The sequence below is a fragment of the Rehaibacterium terrae genome (assembly GCF_014202935.1).
GTDB classification, from domain to species: domain Bacteria; phylum Pseudomonadota; class Gammaproteobacteria; order Xanthomonadales; family Xanthomonadaceae; genus Rehaibacterium; species Rehaibacterium terrae.
In genome coordinates this window covers 22,881-45,191 of sequence record NZ_JACHHX010000020.1, presented here as the reverse complement: position 1 = coordinate 45,191, position 22,311 = coordinate 22,881, and the positions used below count along the sequence as shown (strand labels likewise).

At 72.2% G+C, this 22,311-nt stretch carries 21 protein-coding genes and 1 pseudogene; 7 read left to right on the top strand and 15 right to left on the bottom strand.

What is annotated here, in order from left to right; translation table 11 throughout:
• Positions 1 to 214 precede the first annotated feature (214 nt).
• The 12 genes from flgL to HNQ58_RS11825 form a co-directional block, all read right to left on the bottom strand.
• Positions 215 to 1,414 carry a flagellar hook-associated protein FlgL gene (gene flgL, locus HNQ58_RS11880; RefSeq protein ID WP_183949146.1) on the bottom strand — a complete coding sequence of 400 codons (1,200 nt, stop codon included), beginning with the start codon at positions 1,412 to 1,414 and terminating at the stop codon, positions 215 to 217.
• Positions 1,411 to 3,303: a flagellar hook-associated protein FlgK gene (gene flgK / locus HNQ58_RS11875; protein ID WP_183949145.1), complete on the bottom strand. Its 1,893-nt coding sequence runs from the start codon at positions 3,301 to 3,303 to the stop codon at positions 1,411 to 1,413. Before flgK ends, flgL begins: the two co-directional genes overlap by 4 nt.
• A 4-nt stretch (positions 3,304 to 3,307) precedes the next feature.
• On the bottom strand, positions 3,308 to 4,309 hold the full coding sequence (gene flgJ, locus HNQ58_RS11870; RefSeq protein ID WP_183949144.1) for a flagellar assembly peptidoglycan hydrolase FlgJ: 1,002 nt from the start codon (positions 4,307 to 4,309) through the stop codon (positions 3,308 to 3,310).
• A 7-nt stretch (positions 4,310 to 4,316) separates the two neighbouring features.
• Complete coding sequence (locus tag HNQ58_RS11865) at positions 4,317 to 5,429, bottom strand: flagellar basal body P-ring protein FlgI (RefSeq protein WP_183949155.1); 1,113 nt, start codon at positions 5,427 to 5,429, stop codon at positions 4,317 to 4,319.
• A gap of 32 nt (positions 5,430 to 5,461) precedes the next feature.
• On the bottom strand, positions 5,462 to 6,136 hold the full coding sequence (flgH, locus tag HNQ58_RS11860; protein ID WP_409617734.1) for a flagellar basal body L-ring protein FlgH: 675 nt from the start codon (positions 6,134 to 6,136) through the stop codon (positions 5,462 to 5,464).
• 8 nt (positions 6,137 to 6,144) lie between these two features.
• Positions 6,145 to 6,930, bottom strand: coding sequence for a flagellar basal-body rod protein FlgG (flgG, locus tag HNQ58_RS11855; RefSeq protein WP_183949143.1), 786 nt, complete (start codon positions 6,928 to 6,930; stop codon positions 6,145 to 6,147).
• An 82-nt stretch (positions 6,931 to 7,012) separates the two neighbouring features.
• On the bottom strand, positions 7,013 to 7,753 hold the full coding sequence (locus HNQ58_RS11850) for a flagellar basal body rod protein FlgF (RefSeq protein WP_183949142.1): 741 nt from the start codon (positions 7,751 to 7,753) through the stop codon (positions 7,013 to 7,015).
• A 17-nt stretch (positions 7,754 to 7,770) separates the two neighbouring features.
• Positions 7,771 to 8,991, bottom strand: a complete 1,221-nt coding sequence (flgE, locus tag HNQ58_RS11845; RefSeq protein WP_183949141.1) for a flagellar hook protein FlgE — start codon at positions 8,989 to 8,991, stop codon at positions 7,771 to 7,773.
• A gap of 15 nt (positions 8,992 to 9,006) precedes the next feature.
• Complete coding sequence (locus HNQ58_RS11840; protein WP_183949140.1) at positions 9,007 to 9,669, bottom strand: flagellar hook assembly protein FlgD; 663 nt, start codon at positions 9,667 to 9,669, stop codon at positions 9,007 to 9,009.
• 13 nt (positions 9,670 to 9,682) lie between these two features.
• Positions 9,683 to 10,093 (bottom strand): flagellar basal body rod protein FlgC, encoded by a 411-nt coding sequence (gene flgC, locus HNQ58_RS11835; RefSeq protein ID WP_183949139.1) that lies wholly within the window; start codon positions 10,091 to 10,093, stop codon positions 9,683 to 9,685.
• A gap of 2 nt (positions 10,094 to 10,095) precedes the next feature.
• Complete coding sequence (gene flgB / locus HNQ58_RS11830) at positions 10,096 to 10,494, bottom strand: flagellar basal body rod protein FlgB (RefSeq protein ID WP_183949138.1); 399 nt, start codon at positions 10,492 to 10,494, stop codon at positions 10,096 to 10,098.
• A 102-nt stretch (positions 10,495 to 10,596) separates the two neighbouring features.
• On the bottom strand, positions 10,597 to 11,532 hold the full coding sequence (locus HNQ58_RS11825) for a chemotaxis protein CheV (protein ID WP_183949137.1): 936 nt from the start codon (positions 11,530 to 11,532) through the stop codon (positions 10,597 to 10,599).
• 213 nt (positions 11,533 to 11,745) lie between these two features.
• On the opposite strand from HNQ58_RS11825, the gene flgA reads away from it, so the two are divergent.
• From flgA to HNQ58_RS11805, 4 genes are all read left to right on the top strand, one after another.
• Positions 11,746 to 12,402: a flagellar basal body P-ring formation chaperone FlgA gene (gene flgA / locus HNQ58_RS11820; protein WP_183949136.1), complete on the top strand. Its 657-nt coding sequence runs from the start codon at positions 11,746 to 11,748 to the stop codon at positions 12,400 to 12,402.
• A gap of 80 nt (positions 12,403 to 12,482) precedes the next feature.
• A complete protein-coding gene (gene flgM / locus HNQ58_RS11815; RefSeq protein ID WP_183949135.1) occupies positions 12,483 to 12,791 on the top strand; it encodes a flagellar biosynthesis anti-sigma factor FlgM in 309 nt (102 codons plus the stop codon).
• Positions 12,788 to 13,129 (top strand): flagellar protein FlgN, encoded by a 342-nt coding sequence (locus HNQ58_RS11810; protein ID WP_183949134.1) that lies wholly within the window; start codon positions 12,788 to 12,790, stop codon positions 13,127 to 13,129. The genes flgM and HNQ58_RS11810 overlap by 4 nt, the downstream gene beginning before the upstream one ends.
• Positions 13,130 to 13,256: 127 nt before the next feature.
• A complete protein-coding gene (locus HNQ58_RS11805; RefSeq protein ID WP_183949133.1) occupies positions 13,257 to 14,540 on the top strand; it encodes an ATP-binding protein in 1,284 nt (427 codons plus the stop codon).
• Positions 14,541 to 14,619: 79 nt separating this feature from the next.
• Here the strand turns inward: HNQ58_RS11805 and HNQ58_RS11800 are convergent, their stop codons facing one another.
• The 3 genes and pseudogenes from HNQ58_RS11800 to HNQ58_RS11795 all read right to left on the bottom strand — a co-directional run bounded on the left by HNQ58_RS11800 (position 14,620) and on the right by HNQ58_RS11795 (position 18,889).
• Positions 14,620 to 16,335: an EAL domain-containing protein gene (locus tag HNQ58_RS11800; RefSeq protein WP_425504179.1), complete on the bottom strand. Its 1,716-nt coding sequence runs from the start codon at positions 16,333 to 16,335 to the stop codon at positions 14,620 to 14,622.
• Between the two features lie 9 nt (positions 16,336 to 16,344).
• Positions 16,345 to 17,115, bottom strand: a pseudogene (locus HNQ58_RS13695) (PAS domain-containing protein); the annotation flags it as partial.
• A 166-nt stretch (positions 17,116 to 17,281) separates the two neighbouring features.
• Entirely contained in the window at positions 17,282 to 18,889 is a 1,608-nt protein-coding gene (locus HNQ58_RS11795; protein ID WP_183949131.1) for a histidine kinase, read from the bottom strand.
• On the opposite strand from HNQ58_RS11795, the gene HNQ58_RS11790 reads away from it, so the two are divergent.
• The 3 genes from HNQ58_RS11790 (at position 18,888) to HNQ58_RS11780 (ending at position 22,199) form a co-directional block, all read left to right on the top strand.
• The gene (locus tag HNQ58_RS11790; RefSeq protein ID WP_183949130.1) at positions 18,888 to 19,511 is read left to right on the top strand and encodes a response regulator transcription factor; all 624 of its coding nucleotides are present in this window, start codon (positions 18,888 to 18,890) and stop codon (positions 19,509 to 19,511) included. The two genes, HNQ58_RS11795 and HNQ58_RS11790, sit on opposite strands and share 2 nt — an antisense overlap.
• Before the next feature lie 395 nt (positions 19,512 to 19,906).
• Positions 19,907 to 20,422, top strand: coding sequence for a c-type cytochrome (locus HNQ58_RS11785; RefSeq protein ID WP_183949129.1), 516 nt, complete (start codon positions 19,907 to 19,909; stop codon positions 20,420 to 20,422).
• Positions 20,423 to 20,495: 73 nt separating this feature from the next.
• Complete coding sequence (locus HNQ58_RS11780) at positions 20,496 to 22,199, top strand: ExeM/NucH family extracellular endonuclease (protein WP_183949128.1); 1,704 nt, start codon at positions 20,496 to 20,498, stop codon at positions 22,197 to 22,199.
• Positions 22,200 to 22,311: the final 112 nt, after the last annotated feature.

Sequence of the window (22,311 nt, the reverse complement as noted above, 5' to 3'; positions counted from 1 at the left end):
CCTGACTGCGCGAGGCGACGCACACAGGAACAACGCGCACACGAATGTGCCGCACGAATGCGCCGCACGAATGCGCCGATGGGCATGCCGCACGACGACAGCATGCCTGTGGGGGTGTCATGGCGGCGAAGCCGACACCGCAAGGCAGCGGACCGTGGTCGTGGTCGTGGTCGTGGTCGTGATCGTGGTCGCGGTGACGCGGCCACGGCGGCCATCAGCGCAGCAGGCTGAACAGCGACAGCGACTGGATGCGCGCGAAGCTCAGCTGCGCGGCTTCCAGCGTGGTCGATTCCCTGGTCAGACGGGTGATCGCCTCGGCGTAGTCGAGGTCACGCAGCGAGGACAGCGTGACGCGCGTCGCCAGCAGCTGGCCCTCGCGCTCTTCGGCGGTGCGGTCGAGCGTGGCCAGGCGCGCGCCGACACTGGCGCGGGCGTCGATCACGTGATTGCCGGCCTGCTCCAGATCCTGCAGCACGGCGTAGAAGGCGTTCTGCTGGGCGGCTTTGTTGGATGCCGGCAGGCCGGGCATCTGGATGGTGGCGATCAGGTTCTCCAGCGTCTCGAACAGCCCCTGGTTCCGCGCCGGGCCGACATCGAAGGCGTCGCCGTCGGCCGGCTCGCCGCCCAGGGTGAGCTGATAGCCGGCGAAGCGGATCGCCTCGCCCGGCACATACGGGCCGGTCGCCACCGGATTGCCGCCGCTGTCGAGCACGGTGTAGGCGCCGCCGCTGAACGCGACGCGGTAGCTGCCGCCGTCCCAGGCGCCGGGATCGGTGATGCCGTCGGACTTGATCACCGCCACGCCGGCATTGCCCGGGTCGGGCCGTGCCACCGAGTGTCCGTTGCCGTTGCGGATGCGCAGGAAGATCTCGCTGCCGGGATCGGAATCGGCGATCGACACTTCCGGGGCGATCTCGACCCGACGCTGGGTCTGGTCGCCGACGTAGTCCACCCCGCCGCTCACCCGCACGAACGGCGGTGCGCCGTCCTGCGCGCCGCCGAACAGGAAACGGCCCTGGCCATCGGACGTGTTGGCCAGCGCCAGCAGTGCGTCGTAGTGTTCCCTCAGCTCGGGCAGGAAGGCGCGGCGGTCTTCCGCCGACATCGCACCGCTGTTGGCCTGGATGGCGATCTCGCGCAGGCGGGCGATGCGATCGCCGATCGAACTTAGCGCGGTTTCGGTGAGCGACAGCCGGTGTGCCAGTTGGCTGGCATTCTCGCCATAGCGCACCCAGGCCGCCTCGGCACGGTCCAGGGCGACGGCGACGCCGGCCGCGACCGGGTCGTCCTTGGCGGTGAGCAGCCTGCTCTGGGTGGCGATCTGCTGCTGGACCTTGAACAGCGCGGCCTGGCGCGACTGCATCTGCGCGACCGCGAGGGCATGCATCATCGAGGTGGAAATGCGCGAACTCATCGCCGTACCGCCGCGAGCAGGGTCTGGAAGAGGGTGTCGGCCGTGCCGATCATCTGCGCGGCGGCCTGGTAGGCCTGCTGGTAGCGCACCAGATTGGCCGCCTCCTCGTCGAGGTTGACGCCCGACACCGCCTCGCGCTCGGCGCGCACCTGGGTGTCGATGATCTGCTGCGCGTCGCGCGCGTACTCGGCGTGGCGCGCGGCCGAGCCCACGCTGGTGGTGAGCTGGCCGAGCGCGCCGTTGAGACTGAGGTTGCCCCCGTCGAGCTGGCCGCGGCCGTCCAGCACCGCGAACAGGCGGGCGTTGCCGTTGTCGCTGGAACCGGCGCCGCGCGGCGCGATGCGGAAGCTGTCGCCGGCCACCGGCGTGCCCTCCAGCTTCAGCCGCCAACCGCCCTGGGCGATGCCGGCGTCGGGGTCGTAGGCGTGCGGCCCGACGCCGTCGATGGTGTAGCTGTTCGGGCCGGTGAAGACGATGGTGTGGCTGGCGTTGAAATCCAGGATGCCGGCGTCTTCCACCGTCAGCGACTGCACGCTCATGTTGCCGACGTTGGCGAGATCGGCGCTGGCCCGCAGCGGACTGGCGGCGGCGATCCGCGCCGGATCCTTGACCGCGATCGACAGCTGGCCGGCGGCGCCGATCGCCGGGCGCACCAGGAAGCGGTCGCCGGGGGCGGCGGTGCCGGACACCACCACCGACACGCCGTTGAACACCAGCGGGTCGCCGGCGGTGCCGCTGCCGCCGAGCGGCACGGCGCGGCCGGTGGTGCGTTCGGTGGCACTCCAGCCGGTGCCGTCGAAGGCGAGCACCACGTCCTCGCCACGATAGCCGGCGATGTCGCTCAGGCTGGCCGACAGCGCGGCGCTGCCGGCGTTGAGCGTGTGGCCGGCGGTCGTCGGCACGATCGGGGTGAAGAAGTCGCCGCCGGGCTGGCCATACAGGTCGACACCGGCGCGGTGCTGGGCATTGAAGCTGTGCGCCAGGGTCGCCGCCATCCGTCCGAGCTGGGCGGCCGCCGGATCGAGCACGTCGCGCCGGAATTCCAGCAGGCCGCCGAGCGCGCCGCCGATCGCGCCGTCGTTGAGCAGCACGCGGCCGTGCGGCGTCTCGATGGCCAGCTCCAGCCGGTCCGGGCTGAACGGGTCGGCGACCGTGCCGAGCCTGAGCGAGGTGGTGCCGACCACCATCGCCTGGCCGCTGGGGGTGAACACGTTGAGCGCGCCGTCGTCCTGCAGCACGGTGTTCACGCCCAGCCGCGCCGACAGTTCGCCGATCAGCCGCTCGCGCTGGTCGAGCAGGTCGTTCGGCGGCTGGCCGCCGGCCAGGCCGCGCTGGCGCACGATCTCCTGGTTCAGTCGCGCGATCTCGGCGCTCAGCCGGTTGGCGTCGTCGACGCCGGCCCGGAGCTTGCCGTTGAGTTCGGACTCCATGCCCTTGAACTGGGCGTCCAGGCTGCGGAAGCGCGCTGCCAGGGCTTCGCCGGCGGCCAGCAGGTTCTGCCGGGCGGCGGTCGAAGTCGGCTGCGTCGAGACCCCCTGGCCGGCATCGAAGAACTTCGACCACGGCCCGGTCAGGCCGGTGCCCTGGTCGGAAACGAGCTTGTCGACGCGGCCGGCCAGCGCCGCCAGTTCGCCCAGGCGGCCGAGTTCGGCGGCGCTGTCCAGCGAGCGGGCGAAATTGAACAGGTCGGTGACGCGACGGACGCTGTCCACCTGCACGCCGGCGCCGATGAAGCCGAAGCCGTAGGCCTGGCCGGCGCGCGCCGACAGGTCCAGCACCTGCCGGCTGTAGCCGGGCGTGTTGGCATTGGCGACGTTGTGGCTGATCGTCGACAGCGCGCGCTGGAAGGAGGTGAGGGCGGAGATGCCGTTGCTCAGCAGGGTGCTCATCGCATCAGGCCTTCGAAGGCTCGGTGATGCCGAGCTGCGCCAGCGCGCGCCTGAGGGTCGGCCCCTCGGCGATCGCGGTCAGCTTGGCGGCGTACTGCGGGTCGGTGGCGTAGCCGGCGCGCTGCAAGGACTGCGCGAAGCGGCGGCCGTCGCCGCCACTGTCGAGCGCCTCGGCGTAGCGCGGGCTGGTCTTGAGCAGGCGCACATAGTCGGCGAAGCTCTCGGCCGGCGAACGGTAGGCGCGGAACTCCGCCACCTCGCGGCGCTCGACACCGTTCTCGAACTCGCGTGTGCTGCGCGCGACCTTGTCGCCCTGCCAGCCGGTGGCCTTGATGCCGAACAGGTTGTGCGCGTCGCCGCCATCGTCGCGACGGATGCCGTGCCTGCCCCAGCCGGTTTCCAGTGCGGCCTGCGCGACCAGGGTGCGCGGGTCCACGCCCAGTTCGGCGGCGGCGCGTTGGGCGTGCGGCCAGACCCGGGCCACGAACTGCTCCGGCGTGGGCTTGCCCTCGGGCGAAGGCGGGGCGGTGCGGGCGGCGAGGCCGTCCGGCCGGGTCGGCTGCCACTGGTCGATCGGCGCCGGCGCGGTCTTCACCGGTATGCCCAGCGAGGCCAGCTCGTTGAGGATCCGGCGCGCCGCCTGCGGGCGGGAATACCCGTCCAGCGAATGGAAGCGGCTCGCCGGCGGCGTGTCGCCGGCGCTGGCCGGGGCGGCCTCGCCGCCGAGCTGGCGACGGATCATCGGCGCCAGGCCCAAGCCCTGGCCCTGGCTGATCGCCCGGGCCAGCTGCTGGTCGTAAAGGTCGCGGAAGTGCCCGGCGTCGCCGGCGAACATCGCATCGCCCAGGCTGGTCTGCCGCATCGAGGCGATCAGCATCCTGGCGAACGCGCCTTCCAGCTCGCGCGCGGCGCGGTCGATCGCGGCCGGATCGTTGCCGGCCGGGCGCGCCGGCGCCTGTGCGGCGGCGAGCCTGGCGAGTTCGGCGTTGGCGCGCACCAGATCCATGACGGCCTCAGATCACCTCCAGCTCGGCGCGCAGGGCGCCGGCGCGCTTGAGCGCTTCCAGGATCGCCACCAGGTCGCCGGGCGCGGCGCCGATCTCGTTGACCGCGCGCACGACCTCCTCCAGCGAGGCGCCGCCCAGGATGAACATGCGGCTGCCCTCGGCGGTGGCCTCGACCGCCGACTCCGGCACCGCGACCGTCTCGCCGCGACCGAACGGCGCCGGCTGGCTGACCGAGACGCTCTCGGCGATGGTCACGGTGAGCGAACTGTGCGCTACCGCGGCCGGCAGCACGCGCACGTTGCCGCCCATCACCACGGTGCCGGTGCGCGAGTTGATGACCACCTTGGCCGGACCCTCGCCGGGCCGCACCTCGAGATTCTCCAGCCGCGCCATGAAATTGATCCGCGCCCCCGGCTCGCTCGGCGCACGCACTGCCACGGTGACCGCGTCGATGGCGCGCGCGATGCCCTCGCCGAAGGCGTTCTCCAGCACCGACACCAGCCGCGCGGCGGTGGTGAAGTCGGCCTGGTGCAGGTTGAGCAGCAGCTCGCCGTCGCCGGCGAAGCTGCCAGGCAGCGCGCGTTCGACGATGGCGCCGTTGGGGATGCGGCCGGTGCTGGGCACGTTGACCGAGATCCGCGAGCCGTCGCGGCCGGACGCGCCGAAGCCGCCGACCACCAGGTTGCCCTGGGCGATCGCGTACACCTCGCCGTCGGCACCGCGCAGCGGCGTCATCAGCAGGCTGCCGCCGCGCAGGCTGCCGGCGTTGCCGATCGAGGACACGGTCACGTCGATGGTCTGGCCGGGCTTGGCGAACGGCGGCAGTTCGGCGTGGACGGCGACCGCGGCGACGTTCTTGAGCTGCGGGTTGACCCCGGGCGGAATGGTCACGCCCAGCTCGGACAGCATGGTGCGCAGGCTCTGCACCGTGAACGGCGCCTGCGAGGTCTGGTCGCCGGTGCCGTCCAGGCCCACCACCAGGCCGTAGCCGACCAGCGGGTTGCCACGCACGCCGGCCACCGAGGCCAGGTCCTTGATGCGCTCGGCGCCGGCCGGCGGCGCGAAGAGCAGTGCCAGGACCGCGAACCCTGCGGCGAGCGCCGCCGCGAGCGCGCCGATTGCCGGTTGCCGATTTCCCGTTCCCGCAGCGCTCACAGCGGCATCGCCCCCGAATTGAAGAAGCGGCTCAGCCAGCCCATCACGTTCGACTGCGCGACCGGGCCGCGACCGCCGTAGACGATGCGCGCATCGGCCACCCGGCTGGACAGGACGCTGTTGTCGGGATTGATGTCGGCCGCGCGGACGATGCCCTGGAGCTGGATCACCTCGTTGCTCTGGTTCAGCCGCAGGTGCTTCTCGCCGCGCACGACCAGGTTGCCGTTTGGCAGGCGTTCGACCACGGTCACGGTCAGGCTGCCGTCGAGGCGGTTGCTCTGCGCGCTGTCGCCCTTGCCGTTGAAGCTGCGGCCGCCGGCGACGTCGGCCTCGAGCAGATTGCGGCCGTTGGCGGTGAGCGGGGCGCCGAACAGCGACGGCGCCGAGATGCTGGCGCTGGAGTCCTTCTTCACCGCCGTGCTGGCGCTGGTGCTGGCCTGGGTGCGCTCGACCAGCAGGATGGTCAGCAGGTCGCCGGGCTGGCGCGCCTTGGTGTCCTGGAACAGCGACAGGCCGCCGCCGGCGCGGTAGATCGCGCCCTCGGTGGGGGCGGCCGGCATCGCGTAGGCGGCCGGCGTGACCGGCGCCCAGGCGCTGTCGCGGACAGCGCCGCCACCGGCGCAACCGGCGGCAAGCAGGGCGGCGAGGGCGGGAGCGAGCAGGCGCATCATGGCGGACCTCAGACCTGGTTGTTGAGGTAGGCGAGCATCTGGTCGGTGGCCGAGATCGCCTTGGCGCTCATCTCGTAGGCACGCTGGGTCTCGATCATCGACACCAGCTCCTCGACCACGTTGACGTTGGAGCCTTCCAGCGCGCCTTGGGCGAGCGTGCCGACGCCGGCCAGGCCGGGCGTGCCGGTCTGCGCCGGGCCGCTGGCGGCGGTTTCGATGTACAGGTTCTCGCCCCTGGGCTGCAGGCCGGCGGGGTTGAGGAAGTCGGTCAGCGTGAGCGTGCCGACCTGCACCGGCTGCGCCTCGCCGGCCATCTGCACGGTGACCACGCCGTCGGTGCCGATCGAGATGCTCTGCGCGCCCTCGGGGATCTGGATACCCGGCTGCACGCGGTAGCCGTTGTTGGTGACCAGCTCGCCCTGGGCATTGATCTGGAAGCTGCCGTCGCGCGTGTACGCCGGGCTGCCGTCGGGCATGACGATCTCGAAGAAGCCGCGACCGTTGATGGCGACATCGAGTGCGTTGCCGGTCTGCTGCAGGTTGCCCTGCTCGAAGAACTTGGCGGTGGAGACCACGCGCACGCCGGTGCCGGTGGCCAGGCCGGACGGCAGTTGCGTCTGCTGCGAACTGGCGCCGCCGGGCTGGCGTTCGACCTGGTACAGCAGGTCCTCGAAGCTGGCGCGGCCGCGCTTGAACGCGGTGGTGTTGACGTTGGCCAGGTTGTTGGAGATCACCGACATCCGCGTCTGCTGCGCGTCCATGCCGGTGCGTGCGATCCACAGGGCCTTGTTCATCGGTTCTGCTCCGGGCTGGTACGGGGCGGCGGGTTTCCGCCGCGCTCAGGAGGAGGTTTGCAATCGCCGTGCCACGACGCCGTCAGCCCATCCGCATCAGGCTGGTGGAGGCGCGGGCGTTGTCTTCGCCGGCCTTGAGCAGCTTGACCTGCATCTCGAACTGCCGGGACAGCTGGATCATCTGCACCAGCATCCCGGCGGTGTCCACGTTGCTGCCCTCCAGCGCGCCCGGGGTGAGCGCGCTGCCGGCCGCCGGCGGCAGCGGCTCGCCGGCGGCGCGCATCAGGCCGTCCTCGCCACGCACCAGCGCGTTCGGCGCCTCGGCGCGCACCAGCTGCATGCGGCCGATCACCGCCAGGGTGTCGGCGCCCTGTCCCTGCGGCTGGATCGAGAGCGTGCCGTCGTTGCCGATGGTGAGCCGCTCGTGCGGCGGCACCGTGATCGGGCCGTTCTCGCCCAGCACCGGATGCCCGTGCACGGTGGTGAGCATGCCGTTCGGCGACAGCCGCAGCTCGCCGGCGCGGGTGTAGGCCACACCGCCGGCGCGGTCCTGCACCGCCAGCCAGACGTTCTCGTGCAGCGCCACGTCGAGCGCGCCGCCGGTGGTCATCACTGCCCCGGCGCGGGCGTCGAAGCCGGCCTGCGCCGGCACCGCCGCCACCCGCGAGGGCAGGCCCTCGCCGGGGATGCGGAAGGCCTCGGTCGCCACGTGCGCCGCCTTGAAGCCGACGGTGTTGGCGTTGGCCAGGTTGTGCGCCACCGTCGCCTGCGCCCGCAGGCTGGCGCTGGCGCCGCTCATGGCGACGTAGAGGCTCTTGTCCATGGCTCGGGCGCTCCCGGTCAGCGGATGTTGAGAACGGTCTGGGTGACCTGGTCGTTGACGCTGATGGTCTGCGCGTTGGCCTGGAAGTTGCGCTGCGCGGTGATCATGTTGACCAGCTGCTCGGTGAGGTCGACGTTGGAGCCCTCCAGTGCGCCCGACTCGATCAGGCCGAACGAGGACGTGCCGGCGTTGCCGCGGATCGGCTGGCCGGAGGCGAAGGTCTCGCCCCAGGCGTTGTCGCCGAGCTTCTGCAGGCCCTGCGGATTGGTGAAGCTGGTCAGCGCGACCTGACCGAGCGGGATCGACTGGCCGTTGGTGTAGCGCGCGGTGACCACGCCCTCGGCCGAGACCTCGATGCCGGTCAGGCGGCCGGAGGCGGCGCCGTTCTGGCGCAGCTCGTTGACCGCGAAGCGCTCGCCGTACTGGGTCGAATCGCCGATCTCCAGGGTCAGGGTGAGGTCGGCGGCGCCGGTGCCCGGCGTGTGCGCAGGCAGGGTGATGCTGCCGGAGGCCGGCACGACCAGGGTGCCGGTCTCCGAGTACTGAAGGGTCTGTGCGCCGCCGACCGCGGTGCCGTCGATGCTGGTGTACATCTCCCATTCGTTGGCGTTGGCGGTCTTGACGAAGTACATCGTCGCCACGTGCGCCACGCCGAGCGAGTCATAGATGGTCAGCGAGGTGGTGTGGTTGTAGCTCTTGGGGTCGCCCGGATCGAACGGCGCGACCACCGGCGGCTCGGCCCTGGCCGGCAGGTTGGCGCCGATGCCGACGCTGGTGGTGGCGGTCGGCGCGCTCTCGGTGATCGACAGGCGCAGATCGACCATGCGGCCGGTGTCGAACGTGTTGGTGCCTGGAATCGGCGGGAACACCTGCAGGCGCTGGCCGGCCGGGTTCATGACGAAGCCGTTGCGGTCGGGCGCGAAGTTGCCGGCGCGGGTATAGGCCAGCATGCCCTTGTCCGACACGGTGAAGAAACCCTGCCCGGAGATCGCCAGGTCGAGGTTGTTGTTGGTGAACTCGATGTTGCCCTGGATGAACTGCTGCGACACCGAGGCCACACGCACGCCCGAGCCGGTGGCGTTGCGCGACAGGCCGAACGGCGACACCGAGAACACCTCGGCGAAATCGGTGCGCGAGCCCTTGAAGCCGGGCGTGTTGACGTTGGCGATGTTGTGCGAGGTGACGTTGAGGTCGGCGGTGGCGGCGTTGATGCCGCTCAGGGCGGTGCGGAAGCTCATGACGGACTCCTTGGGTTAACCGATCCGGCGTACCGCGGACAACGGCGCGGCGCCCAGACCCGAGAGGTTGAGGACGATGCCCTGCGAGGTCAGCGAGACGCTGTCGACACGCGCCTTGATCGAGGGCACGGCGGCCTCGGTCCTGTCGCCCGCACTGACGCGGGCGGCGATCCGGTACTCGCCGGGCGGGAACGGCTTGCCCTCGGCGTCCAGACCGTCCCAGGCGAACGGGACATAGCCGGGCCGGTTCGCATCGAGCGCGCCGCGGTGCACGACCTCGCCGGCGGCGTTGCTGATCTCGTAGGTGATGCGGCCGGCCATCGGCGCGCCGATCTCGCCCTCGATGCCGCCGCCGGTGTAGCCGAAGCGCTCGGCCACCACCATCGCGTCGTGGCCGACCAGCGAGACGGCATCGAGCGCCTGGGTGTCCATCATCGCCGCGGCCAGCCCCTGGAAGGTGCTGTTGAGCGAGTGGATGCCCTGCACCGTGGAGAACTGCGCCAACTGGGCGAGGAACTCCTGGCTGCCGAGCGGCTTGAGCGGGTCCTGGTTCTTCAGCTGCTCGGTCATCAGGCGCAGGAAGGCGGCCTGGTCGAGCTCCTTCTTCGCCGCCTGTGGCGGCGGCGGTGCGGCCAGACCGAGGTCGGCCCAGGGGTTGTGGCTGTTGACGTTGAGCATCGCGGGTCAGCCCTCAGCGGGAGGAAAGGTTGAGCGTGGCCAGTGCCAGATCCTTGGCGGTGTTGAGCATCTCCACGCTGGCCTGGTAGCTGCGCGAGGCGGAGATCAGGTTGACCATCTGCGCCACCGGGTCGATGTCCGGCGCGTACACGTAGCCATCGGCGTCGGCCTGCGGGTGGCCGGGCTCGTAGCGCTTGACCGGTGCGGCCTGCGACTCGACCACGCCGGCGACCTGCACGCCCAGCAGCGCCGGGTCGGTGCCGACCTGGAAGGTGGCGAACACCGGCTCGCGCGGCTTGTAGACCGCGTTCGGGTCGCCGCTGACGCTCTCGGCGTTGGCGAGATTGCTGGCGATGGTGCTCAGCCGGGTCGACTGCGCCTGCATCGCGGAGCCGGCCACGTCGAAGATGGGCAGGTTGGCCATGGTCACTGTCCGGTGATGGCGGTGAGCAGGGAGCGCACGCGCGAATCGAAGAAACTCAGCGAGGCGCGGTATTCGAGCGCGGCGCGGGCGAAGGCGGCATGCTCCATCTGCGCATCGACGGTGTTGCCGTCCAGGCTGGGCTGGCTCGGGGTGCGGAACACGCGCGCCGACGCGCTCGCCGCCGGCGCGCCGCCGACATGAGCCTTGGCGGTGACCTTGAGCGTGAGGGGTCCGCCCTGGCCGGTGGCCGCCCGCAGGGCGCTGGCGAAGTCCAGGTCCTGCGCCTTGTAGCCGGGCGTGTCGGCGTTGGCGAGGTTGGCCGAGATCAGGTTCAGGCGCTCGGCGCGCAGCCCGAGGGCGGCGGCGTGCACTCCGAACAGGGTTTTGGCGGCGTCCGACATGGCGGGCTCCTGGTCGACGGCTTGTCGCCGTCAACGAGGCAAACCCTGTGCCAGACCGCCCGTGCCAGGGTCCGGACGGGCCCGGACCGGCGCGATGTCCGGCTAGACGGCGAGCCGGTCGGCGACCGCGGCCAGCCGCGCCACGACACGCTCGGCGAGGTCGTCCGGGCTGTACTTGGCGACGAAGCAGTTGGCGCCGACGCGCTCGACCATGGCGTTGTTGAAGATGCCCGACAGCGAGGTGTGCAGCAGCACGTACAGGTCCGCCAGGCGGGCGTCGCGCCGGATTTCCGTCGTCAGGGTGTAGCCGTCCATCGCCGGCATCTCGATGTCGGAAATGACCATGACGTAGTGCTCGGAGGGCACCTTGCCCTGGGCGATCAGGCCCTTGAGGTGGTCCAGCGCCTGCCGGCCGTCCGGCAGCAGCACCGGGGTCAGGCCGAGCTGCTCGAGCACGCGCTGGATCTGGCTGCGCGCCACCCGCGAGTCGTCCACCACCAGCACACGCGCACCGAGCAGGCCGGGCGGGACGCTCAGCCGGCGCGAAATCTCCTGCGGCATCTCGACCAGGTCGGCCAGCACCTTCTCCACGTCCAGGATCTGGATCATCTCGCCCTGGTAGCGGGTCACCGCGGTCAGATGGGCGCTCTCGCCGGCCAGTTCCGGCGGCGGCCGGATGTCCTCCACCGCGATGTTGACGATGCGCTCCACCGCGCTCACCAGGAAGCCCTGCACCGAACGGTTGAACTCGGTCACCACCATGTAGGCGGCGCGTTCGATCGAGGATTCCGGGTGGCCGATGGCCGCGCCCAGATCGATCACCGGCACGGTGCGTCCGCGCACGTCGGCCGCACCCAGCACCTGCGCCGGCGCATGCGGCACGTGGAACAGGCCGGGGCGCTTGAGCACCTCCTGCACCTTGAACACGTTGACGCCAAAAAGCTGGCGGCCGCCGAGCCGGAACAGCAGCAGCGCCAGCCGGTTGTGGCCGGCGAGACGGGTGCGCTGGTCGATCCGGTTGAGCAGGTCCTGCGACATGCCCCGGTGATCGGCCGGGGCGGGGGGAACTTGAGCCGGGACCGGGGACCGGGGACCGGGGACCGGGGACCGGGGAAAAGCATAAAGCGTCGCCCTTGCCGCGCCATCCCAACGCTCTTCCCGGGTCCCCGGTCCCGCGTCCCGAGTCCCGGGCCCCGGCTTCCCCGGCACGCCACTTGCACGCCTGTCGCGTCCCATTCCGGAAGACGCGCCGTGAAACCGCTGCTCCCGCTCCTTCTGCTTTCGCTGCCGCTGGCCGTCGCCGCCAGCGGCTTCCAGCCGGTGGATTCGATCCGCGATGCCGCGCTGCGGACCGTGCCCGACCTGGGCGCGCCGGGCGTAGAGGCCGAGGCCGCCGTCGACGCCGCCCTGCGCCTGCCCGCCTGCCCGCAGCCGCTGGAGGCCAGGAGCGGCGGCAACGGCATCGTCGAAGTCGGCTGCGCCGCCGCCGGCTGGCGGCTGTACGTGCCGGTGCGGGTGCAGCGCAGTCGGCCGGTGCTGGTGCTGACCCGCCCGGTCGCCGCCGGCGAGCCGCTGCGCGAGGACATGTATGCGGTGGAGCTGCGCGACGTCGCCCGGCTCGGCGCCGGGGCGCTGACCGACCCCGGCCAGCTCGCCGGGCGGGTGACGCGGCGGGCGCTGGGCGCCGGCAGCCCGCTCACCGCCCAGGACCTGGTCTCGCCGCGCAGCGTGCGCCGGGGCGATGCGGTAACCTTGGTCTCGCGCCATGGCGCCGTGGAAGTCCGCGCCGCCGGGCGCGCCCTCGGCGAGGCCGGGGCCGATGAGCGGCTGAGCGTGGAGAACCTGGCCTCGCGCCGCATCGTCCAGGGCATCGTCCGCGAGAACGGCGAGGTCGAGGTGCTGCGATGAACGCCCGCCGGACACATCCTGCTAAAGATCGCCGTCCGCCGGCCGATACCCCGGCCAGAGACCTCTGAGAGGAAGCCACCATGAGCAGCAAAATCGACGGACCGGTCCCCGGCGCGCCGCGGGTGGCCTCCTCCACGCCGCCGCGCATCGACCGCGCCGGCGGCGAGCGCGGCAAGCCCGTCGCCGCGCCCGAGGCCGCCGATCGGGTCCGCCTGACCGGCGAGACCGCCAGCCTGCGCGCCATCGAGCAGAACCTGTCGACGGGCCCGGCGATGGACCTGGCCAAGGTCGCCGCGGTGAAGCACTTGCTGGATTCGGGCAGCTACCGCATCGATCCGCAGGAAATCGCCAGCCGCCTGGCCGCACTGGAGCGGGAACTGTCGCGATGAGCGCGACGGCGGACCGCCGCCTCGACGACCTGGCCGAGGCGCTCGAGGCCGAGCGCCGGGCCCTGCTCGACCACGACGTCGACGGCCTGGTCCGCGCCAACGCGGCCAAGCTCGACGCGCTGCGCGCGCTCGAAGCCGCGCCGCCGCCGGTCGCCGACCACGACCGGGTCGTCGCGCTGAGCGAGCTCAACCGGGCCAACGGCGTCCTGCTGGCGCGCCGCCGCCGCGCGGTGCACTGGGCGCTGCGCCAGCTCGGCCGCGCCGAGGCCCAGCCCGAATACGACCCGCACGGCCGCCTTGCCCGGACGCCGCAGGCGCGGAGCCTGGGCAGCGTCTGAGCGGCCGCGGAAGCGGGCGCGCTGCCGGCCGCCCGGGCGAGGGCGCGACCGAAGGACCGCGCGGGCCGCACCTGCTTGCGCCGGCTCCAGCTCGGCCCCGACGCCGGCCTGCGCTACGCTGTAGCGCATGACCGCGCCCGCTTCCGCCCCTCCCGCCACGGCGCCCGACGCACCGCAGTCGCTGGCCGGCCTGGCCGACCTGCTGGGCGATGCCGTGCTGCTGCTCGATGCCGACGGCACGCTGCGTTACGCCAACCCGGCCGCGCACGAACTCAGCCACCGGCTGGCCCCGGCCGGCGAGGTCGGCCCGGGCCACGCGGCGCAGTGGCTGCTGCGCCTGCTCCCGGACGGCGCCATCCATGAAGCCACCCAGCAGGGCCGCTGGGAATACAGCACCTCGCTGGCCACCGGCGACGGCGGCGAGACCACCCTGCGCATCGCCCTGCACGGCCGCCGCGACCTGCCGCCGGCGCAGCGCGACGGTTCCTGCTTCGCGGTGATCCGCGACATCAGCGCCGAGGTCCGTCGCGAGCGCGAGCTGCAGCGCCGCCATACCGAGCTGCAGATGGCCTACCTGCGCCTGGCCGGCACCCAGGAGCAGCTTCTGCAGTCGGAAAAGCTGGCCTCGATCGGCCAGCTCGCCGCCGGCGTCGCGCACGAGATCAACAACCCGATCGGCTACGTGCATTCCAACCTGGGCACGCTGCAGGAATACCTGCGCAACCTGATCACCCTGCTCGACGTCTACGACCGCGCCGTGCGCGGCGGCGGCCTGCCGGAGGAGACGGTGGCCGAGATCGACGAACTGCGCGCACGCTTCGACCTGGACTTCGTCACCCAGGACCTGCCCGACCTGCTGGCCGAGTCGCGCGAGGGCATCGAGCGGGTGACCAAGATCGTCCAGGACCTCAAGGACTTCTCCTACACCGGCCGCGGCGAGGCCTGGACCGAGACCGACCTGCACCGCGCGCTCGACTCCACCCTCAACATCGTCTGGAACGAGATCAAGTACAAGGCGCGGGTGGAGAAGCGCTACGGCGACCTGCCGCCGGTGGAGTGCCTGCCCTCGGAGATCAACCAGGTGTTCATGAACATCCTGGTCAACGCCGGCCAGGCGATCGTCGAGCGCGGCGTCATCACCATCGAGACCGGCCACGCCGATGGCGAGGTCTGGGTGCGCATCAGCGATACCGGCAAGGGCATCCCGGAGTCGGCGCTGCCGCGCATCTTCGATCCGTTCTTCACCACCAAGCCGGTCGGCCAGGGCACCGGCCTGGGTCTGTCGATCACCTACGGCATCGTCGCCAAGCACCACGGGCGGATCGAGGTCAGCAGCGTGCCCGGCGAGGGCACCGTCTTCCGCATCGTGCTGCCGGTCCGTCAGCCGCGCGAGGCGCCGGCCGGCGGCTGAGCGGCCCGCGGGAGCGCGGGAAAAACGCGCGGCGGGTTCGCGTCCTTGCCGCGGCGCGCGCGGCGCGCCACCGCTGCCCTCATGTCTCCGGGCGATGCGCCGCGGCGTGGGTACGGAAGGCCTCGCGGATGTGTTCGCGCAGCTCGTCGTCGTTCCAGGGCTTGGTCAGGAAGCGGTAGATCGCGCCGCGGTTGATGGCGTCGGTGACCGTGGCCAGGTCGGTGTAGCCGGACAGCACCAGGCGCACCGTGTCCGGGTACAGCTCCTTGACCCGGCCGAGGAATTCGGTGCCGCTGACCTGCGGCATGCGCTGGTCGGACAGGATCACCTGCACATGGTTGCGCGCCAGCAGGTCGTAGGCCTCGTCCACGCTGCTGGCGGTGAGCACCCGGTAGCCGTCGCGGCGGAACAGGCGCAGCAGCGCCCGCAGCACGTTCTCCTCGTCGTCGACCAGCAGCAGGGTGCGGTCGGGGCGGGTGCTGGCGAACGCGCCGGGCAGCAGGTAGCGGTGGCGCAGCAGGCGCCCGGCATCGCGGGCATCGACCGGCGCGCCGAACAGGAAGCCCTGGAACAGGTCGCAGTGGTTGCGGCGCAGGAAGCCGAGCTGGGCCTCGGTTTCCACGCCCTGCGCTACCACCGCCATGCCGAGCTGGTGGCCGAGGGCGATGACTGCGCGCGCCAGCGCCGCGCCGTCGCTCTCGGTGGAGACGTCGACGATGAAGCTGCGGTCGATCTTGAGCTTGTCGATCGGAAACTGCTTGAGGTGGCTGAGGCTGGAATAGCCGACGCCGAAATCGTCCAGTGCCAGCTGCACGCCCAGCGCCTTGAGCTCGGTCACGGTCTCCAGCAGCCGCGTCTCGCTCTCGCCGATCGCATTCTCGGTCAGCTCGATCTCCAGCATCCGCGCCGGCACCCCGCTGGCGCGCAGCGCCTCGCGCACCTCCTCGATGAAGGTCGGCCGCAGCATCTGCTGCATGGAGATGTTGACCGACACCAGGACGTCGTCGTGGCCGGCGTCCAGCCACGCGCGCAGCTGACGGCAGGCGGCGTCGAGCACCCAGCGGCCGAGCTGCACCACCAGGCCCAGCTCTTCGGCGACGCGGATGAAGCGCGACGGCGGCAGCAGGCCCAAATCCGGCGTCTGCCAGCGCACCAGCGCCTCCAGGCCGACGATCCGGCCGTTCTGCGCGTTCACCTGCGGCTGGAAATACAGCACCAGCTCGTTGCCGATGATCGCATCGCGCAGCCGGCCGCCGAGCGCCATGCGGTCGCGCAGCTCGGCGGCGTGCTCGTTGTTGAACACCTCCACGGTGTTGCGCCCGCGCCGCTTGGCGCGCGCCATCGCGATCTCGGCGCAGTTGAGCAGGTCGGTCGGCGTCGTCGCGTTGTCGGGAAATTCGGCGATGCCGATGGTGCAGGTGAAGTACAGGCTGTACGGCAGCACCGCCAGCGGCGCCTCCATGCGCCGGCGCAACTGTTCGGCGAAGGCCAGCGGATTGAACTCGCCCGGCCGGTACGCCACCACGACGATGAACTCGTCGCCGGCCAGCCGCGACAACCGGCCGAAACCGGCGACCTGCGAGCGCAGGCGCTCGGCGATCAGACGCAGGGCCTGGTCGCCGACACTGTGGCCCATGGTCTCGTTGACCGAATGGAAGCGGTCGATGTCGAGGTAGAACAGCGCCACCCGGCTGCCGCGGCCCAACGCCTCGGTCATCGCCTCGCGCAGGTAGTCCTCCTGGGCGGCGAAACGGGGCAGGCCGGTGACCGGGTCCTGGCTGGCGGCGTAGGCCAGCTCGGCCTCGTACTGGCGCCGCTGGGTGAGGTCGTTCTGCAGGCCGACCCAGTGGGTGATGCGGCCGTCGCCGTCGCGCAGCGGCGCCAGCGACAGCTGGTTCCAGAACAGCGAGCCGTCGCGGCGGTAGTTGCGCAGCACGATCTCGCATTCGCGACCCTCGCGCAGCGCCTCGCGCAGGGTGTCGAGCTCGGGCTGCTGGCGCTCCGTGCCCTGCAGGAAACGGCAGTTGCGGCCAAGCACCTCGGCGGCCGGGTAGCCGGTGATGCGCTCGAAGGCGGGATTGACGTAGACCACCGGCAGCCCGGGCCGCCCGGCATCGCAGATCACCATGCCGCTGCCGCTGGCCTCGACCGCGCGCCGCAGCAAGTCGGGCGCGACCGGCCCCGGCAAGCCCTCGTCGGCCAGCAGCGCGCGCAGGGCGTCGACGAACTGGCGCGGCCCATGCGCCTGCGCGTCCAGGCAGGCCGCCACTCCGAGCGAACGGGCGTGCCGGCTCAGCTCCGGATCGGGTTCACATGCGTACAGCACGCGCCGGCAGGCCGGCGCGCATTCGCCGGCGCGCGCCAGCCATGCCAGCGCCGCGTCGTCGCCGGCACGGACCGCCAGCACGCACAGATCGAAACCGCCGCCGGCCAGCCATGCCAGCCCCTCGGCATGATCGGTCGCGATCTCGACGCTCGCCTCCGGCCAGGCGAGCAGCCCGCGCAGACGTTCCGCCTCGGCCGCCTCGGCGGCGACCAGCAGTACCCGCGTACCGGGCGGGACGGGGCCATTCATGCCCGCCTCCGGGCAGGCGCGCGGCCATGGTGCGGGCGGCGGCAGCGGGACGGGCACGGACTATCCACCGGGCGGCTCCATCGGATCGGACGCAATGGCAGGATTGTGCGACGGAACGGTCAGTTTCGTCAGCGCCGGACCGGACAGGCAGGCACCGCGCCGGCTCTCAGTCGCCCCGGCGCAGCAGCTCGATGCGGTGCCGGGTGCCCTCCGGGCCGGTGGTGAACGCGTACTCGCCATCCAGCGCCAGTACGCGGCTGCGGATGCCGCCGAGCCCGTAGCCGCCGGACACCGGCCGGCGCGACGCGCCGACGCCGTCGTCGGTGATCTCCAGCCGCACCCGCCGGTGACGGCCATCCGGCTCGCGAACCACCTCCAGCCGCAGCGTCAGCACGCGCGCGCGGGCATGCCGGACGCAGTTGGTCACGGCCTCCTGGCAGATCCGGTAGATGGCGGTGGTGGCGTCCTCGTCCAGCGCATCGACCTCGCCGGCGAAGCTGGGGCGGTACTCCACGCCCGCATCCTCCAGCATCTCGCGCGGCGGCCCTTCCGACAGCGCCCGCTGCAGGCCGTAGGCGTCGAGCACGGCCGGCCGCAGCTGGCGCAACACCCGGCGCAGGCTGTCGTGGACGGCGCCGGCCTGGTCGCGCAGCGATTCCAGCAATACCCGCTGCTCGGGGTCGCCGGTCTGGCGCAGGCCGAGGCTGATCCGGGTCGCCAGCGCGGTCACCGCCTGGCCGAGCTCGTCGTGCAGCTCGGCGGCCAGCTCGCGCTGGCCCTGCTCCTGCAGGCGGGTGAGGCGCTGCGACATGTCGCGCAACTGGCCGGTGAGCGTCTGCAGCGAACGGTTGCTCTCGGAAAGCTCGGCATTGCGCTGCGCCAGCAGCCGGTGGCTGGCGCGCAGCGCGGTGGTCGAGGCACCGAGCATCAGCGCGCCGGCACCGATCACCGCCAGCCCGACCTGCAGCTGCAACTCGGCGGCCAGCGCCGGATCGAACACGATCGCCGCCTCGATCGCCAACCCGACCAGCGGCAGGCCGATCGCCGGCCCGATCCAGCCGTGGCGGAAGCCCAGATAGAGCAGCGGCGCGAAGGCGATGAGGTAGCCGAAGCCGGCGCCGAGCGCGGTCCGCAGCATCAGCCAGGCCATCAGCCCCAGCATCGGCATCAGCACCAGCAGCAGGTCGCCGGCCAGGCGGCGGGGCTCGGGCAGCATGAGGCCGCGCCGCGCCAGCAAAACGATCAGCGGTGCCAGCACGACCTGGCCGACGACGTCGCCGAACAGGTAGCCGAACGCGCCCAGGGCCTGATCCGGTCCGCCCTCCCCCGGCGGCAGGTACAGCGCCAGCACCGGCGACACCAGCGCCGCCGCCAGCAGACCGGCGGCGAGCAGCCGCGCCATCGCCACCGGCGTGCCCGGCACCCCGGGCGGGTTGCCGTCGCGCAGCAGGGCCACCGAGCCCGCGTACAGCATCCAGGGCAGCGCGTTCAAGGCGAGGCTGCTGGGCTCGAAGACGTTGTAGCCCATCACCGTGCCGAGCAGGCCCAGCCCGGTCCACTCCGCCAGCGCCAGCCAGATCCAGTGGCGCTGCGGCGTCACCCACAGCGCGCCCAGGCGCAGGCCGGCGGGCAGGAACCACAGCGTGCGCGACACCGACCACAGCGCCATCCACAGCGCAATGTAGGCCAGCGCCCAGGCCAGCGCCCAGGCCAGGGGCCGGAGCCAGCGGCTATGCTCTCGCCACACGCCTGCACGCTCACCGACCAAGGCCATGTTTCCCACCCCCATCGCCATCTGCGACGACCACCCCATCGTACGGGAAGGCTTCCGCCAGCTGATCGAGGCCGACGGCCGTCACCGCGTGGTGCGCGAATTCGGCAGCGTCCGCGAGGTGCTGGCGCCGGACGCGCTCGCCGGGATCGAGTTGCTGGTGCTCGACCTGTCGCTGCCCGACGGCGACGGCCTGTCGGTGCTCGATGCCCTGCACGAGCGCCATGCGAACCTGCCGGTGGTGGTGCTGACCATGCACGACGCCCCGGCCTTCGCCCGCGACGCCCTGCTGCGCGGCGCCTGCGGCTTCGTCAGCAAGCGCGCCGCGGCCGAGGAGCTGCCGGAGGCGCTGTCGGCCGCCGCCCGCCACGAGCGCTATGTCAGCCGTGCGCTGGAGAACCGCCTGGACATGTCGGCGACCCGGCAGCTGCCGACACTGACCGCGCGCGAGCACGAGGTGTTCGTGCGGCTGGCACGCGGCGAGGGGCCGCACGAGATCGCCGAGGCGCTGGGCATCGTTCTCAAGACCGTCTACGTGCACCGCGCCAGCGTGATGCAGAAGCTGGAGGCCAGGAGCGAGGTGGACCTGTACCGGATCGCCCGCTGGCACGGTTTGGTGGAATAGGGCATTGCCCCGCCGCATCGACCGCCTCCGCCTCCGGCCCGAAAAGCCCGCGCCCGGCGCCCACCGAGGGGCCGCTCGCCCCAGACAGCCCAAGGGCCTCGCGAGCGAGGCCCTTGGGTGAGAGAGAAGGCGCCATCCGTGGCGCGAGGGGGCGGGGGCCCCGGTCCTGCCGACGCCCTGCCGGGTCCACGCTCCCTCAGCGGCGTCGTGGAACAGCCTAGCCATTGCCCCGGCCGCCGCCTATTGGACAAATTCCTAGATCGGGCCGGTTTTCATCATTTTCTTCCGCCAGGCGGCGCCCGCCGGGGCCGCTCGCCTTCCTCGGCCCGGCCGCGCCCGCTATACTTGCCGATCTTTGTTCCCCTCCCGGCCCGCGCGCCGCGCAAGGTACGACCGTGCGTAATCACGACCTCACGTTCCTGAAGCATTTCTCGATGGCCATCGCCTTCCTGGTGCTGGTGACCATCGCGCTGATCTACGTCGCCAGCCGGCTGCACGGGTCCGCGCCGCGCGAGGCCAGCCCGGTGGCCGAGCAGCGCACGCTGGAGCGCATCCGCCCGGCCGGCGCGGTCTACGCCGGCGAGACCGGCGCCGCGGCGATGGCCGCCGCCGCCGAAGCCGCGCGCGCCGCGGCCGCCTCGCAGGTCGCCTTCGGTGGCAGCACCGACGGCGAGCTGATCTACACCAACGCCTGCGCGGCCTGCCACGGCAGCGGCGCCGGCGGCGCGCCGAAGCTCGAGCGCGCGGCCTGGAACGCGCGCCTCGCCCAGGGCATGGACACCCTGATCCGGCATGCCATCGAGGGCTTCCAGGGCTCGGCCGGCCTGATGCCGGCGCGCGGTGGCAATCCGGCGCTGACCGACGAGCAGGTCGAAGCCTCGGTGCGCTGGATGGTCGACCACCTGCAGTAAGCCCGGCCACGCCGAAGCCCCCGCAACGCCGCCTTCGGGCGGCGTTGCCGCATCCGCCGCCAGGAATCCGCCCATGATCCGCCGCCGCCCGCTGCCGCTCGCCGCCACGCTGTGCCTGGCCCTGCTGACCGCCTGCCAGCCGCAGGTCACCCCCCTGTCCGCGGTCCAGGGTGAGGGCCCGCGCAGCCCACTGGCCGGGCAGACGGTATCGGTCGAGGGGGTGGTCAATGCCGAGTTCGGCGCCGGCCTGGGCGGCTTCTTCCTGCAGTCGGACGAGGCCGGACTGTTCGTCGCCTGGCCGGAAGGCGTGCAGCCGGTGCCGCGGCCGGGCGACCGGGTGCGGGTGCGCGGCACGGTCGCCGAACTGGGCCAGGGCGAGGCCACCGTCACCGCGCTGATCCAGCCGCGGGTGGAAATCCTGGGCCACGGCGAGCCGCCGGCACCGCGGGTGCTGGATACCCCGCCCGCCGACTGGGAGCCTCACGAGGGCGTACTGATCCGCATCCAGGCGCCGCTCACGGTGACCGGCAACTACACCCTGCTGCGCTACGGCGAGCTGGAGGTCGCCTTCGACGGCCGCCTGTGGACGCCGACCGAGCTGGCGCCGCCCGGTTCGGAGGCCGCACGCATCGCCGCCGACAACGCCCGCCGCCGCCTGCTGCTCGACGACGGCCGCACCCTGCACTACCCGGACAGCCTGCCTTACCTGCCGCAGCCGCTCTCGCCCGAAGCGCCGCTGCGCGCCGGCAGCCTCGTCCGTGGCGCCACCGGCGTGCTCGACCACCGCTTCGGCCGCTACCGCCTGCAGCTGACCGCCTCGCTCGACATCGAGCAGGCGCCGCGCCCGGATGCGCCACGGGTCGCCGGCGCCCTGCGCATCGCCGCCTTCAACCTGGAGAACCTGTTCAACGGCGACGGTCGCGGCGGCGGCTTCCCGACCGCGCGCGGTGCCGCCACCCCCGAGGAGCACGCCCGCCAGGTGGCCAAACTGGTCGCCGCCGTGCAGGGGCTGGACCCCGACCTGGCCGCGCTCAGCGAAGTCGAAAACGACGGCGATGGCCCCGATTCGGCGCTGGCGCAGTTCGTCGATGCCCTCAACGCCGCCGGCCCGGCGCACGACTGGCGTTACATCGCCTCGGGCGAGTTCGCCGGCGGCGACGCGATCCGAGTCGCCCTGATCTACCGCGAGGGCCGGGTGACGCCGGTCGGCCGGGTCGCCGGCCTCACCGCCGCCCCGTTCGATCGCGGCAACCGACCGCCGCTGGCGGCGGCGTTCCGTCAGGGCGACGCCGCCCCCATCGTGGTGGTCGCCAACCACTTCAAGTCCAAGGGCGGCTGCCCGCCGGGGCCGGACCCGAATGCCGACCAGGGCGACGGCCAGGCCTGCTGGAATGCCCTGCGAACCCGGGCCGCGAAAGCGCTGCATGCCTGGATCGCCAGCGATCCGACGCAAACAGGCAGCGATCGTGCGGTCATCCTCGGCGACCTCAACAGCTATTCACAGGAAGACCCGCTGCGCACCCTGCGTGATCTGGGCTGGGTCGACGCCTTCGCCAACGGGCCGAGCTACAGCTACGTCTTCGCCGGCCAGGCCGGCCGGCTCGACCACGCCCTGCTCAGCCCGGCGCTGGCGCCGCGCCTGCACGGCGCCGCCAAGTGGCATATCAACGCCGACGAGCACGAAGGCTTCGGGTATCCCCGCTGCCCGGCGCTCGGCTGCGACGGGCCCTGGGCCTCGTCCGACCACGACCCCGTGCTGATCGGACTGGACCCCTGAGGGCCGGGAGCCGGGAAAAGCCTCCGGCCCCATGATCGCGGCAAGCCCGGGGGCCACCGGGCGGGTCGCCCGCCGCGCGCGTGCGCCGGCGCTGCTCGGTTACACTGCCCGG

What these genes read in the sequence shown, in the direction of transcription:
- flgL (WP_183949146.1), bottom strand. Translation starts at nt 1,414, where the DNA reads ATGAGTTCGCGCATTTCCACCTCGATGATGCATGCCCTCGCGGTCGCG.
- flgK (WP_183949145.1), bottom strand. Translation starts at nt 3,303, where the DNA reads ATGAGCACCCTGCTGAGCAACGGCATCTCCGCCCTCACCTCCTTCCAG.
- flgJ (WP_183949144.1), bottom strand. Translation starts at nt 4,309, where the DNA reads ATGGATCTGGTGCGCGCCAACGCCGAACTCGCCAGGCTCGCCGCCGCA.
- flgH (WP_409617734.1), bottom strand. Translation starts at nt 6,136, where the DNA reads ATGATGCGCCTGCTCGCTCCCGCCCTCGCCGCCCTGCTTGCCGCCGGT.
- flgG (WP_183949143.1), bottom strand. Translation starts at nt 6,930, where the DNA reads ATGAACAAGGCCCTGTGGATCGCACGCACCGGCATGGACGCGCAGCAG.
- HNQ58_RS11850 (WP_183949142.1), bottom strand. Translation starts at nt 7,753, where the DNA reads ATGGACAAGAGCCTCTACGTCGCCATGAGCGGCGCCAGCGCCAGCCTG.
- flgE (WP_183949141.1), bottom strand. Translation starts at nt 8,991, where the DNA reads ATGAGCTTCCGCACCGCCCTGAGCGGCATCAACGCCGCCACCGCCGAC.
- HNQ58_RS11840 (WP_183949140.1), bottom strand. Translation starts at nt 9,669, where the DNA reads ATGCTCAACGTCAACAGCCACAACCCCTGGGCCGACCTCGGTCTGGCC.
- flgC (WP_183949139.1), bottom strand. Translation starts at nt 10,093, where the DNA reads ATGGCCAACCTGCCCATCTTCGACGTGGCCGGCTCCGCGATGCAGGCG.
- flgB (WP_183949138.1), bottom strand. Translation starts at nt 10,494, where the DNA reads ATGTCGGACGCCGCCAAAACCCTGTTCGGAGTGCACGCCGCCGCCCTC.
- HNQ58_RS11825 (WP_183949137.1), bottom strand. Translation starts at nt 11,532, where the DNA reads ATGTCGCAGGACCTGCTCAACCGGATCGACCAGCGCACCCGTCTCGCC.
- flgM (WP_183949135.1), top strand. Translation starts at nt 12,483, where the DNA reads ATGAGCAGCAAAATCGACGGACCGGTCCCCGGCGCGCCGCGGGTGGCC.
- HNQ58_RS11810 (WP_183949134.1), top strand. Translation starts at nt 12,788, where the DNA reads ATGAGCGCGACGGCGGACCGCCGCCTCGACGACCTGGCCGAGGCGCTC.
- HNQ58_RS11805 (WP_183949133.1), top strand. Translation starts at nt 13,257, where the DNA reads ATGACCGCGCCCGCTTCCGCCCCTCCCGCCACGGCGCCCGACGCACCG.
- HNQ58_RS11790 (WP_183949130.1), top strand. Translation starts at nt 18,888, where the DNA reads ATGTTTCCCACCCCCATCGCCATCTGCGACGACCACCCCATCGTACGG.
- HNQ58_RS11795 (WP_183949131.1), bottom strand. Translation starts at nt 18,889, where the DNA reads ATGGCCTTGGTCGGTGAGCGTGCAGGCGTGTGGCGAGAGCATAGCCGC.
- HNQ58_RS11780 (WP_183949128.1), top strand. Translation starts at nt 20,496, where the DNA reads ATGATCCGCCGCCGCCCGCTGCCGCTCGCCGCCACGCTGTGCCTGGCC.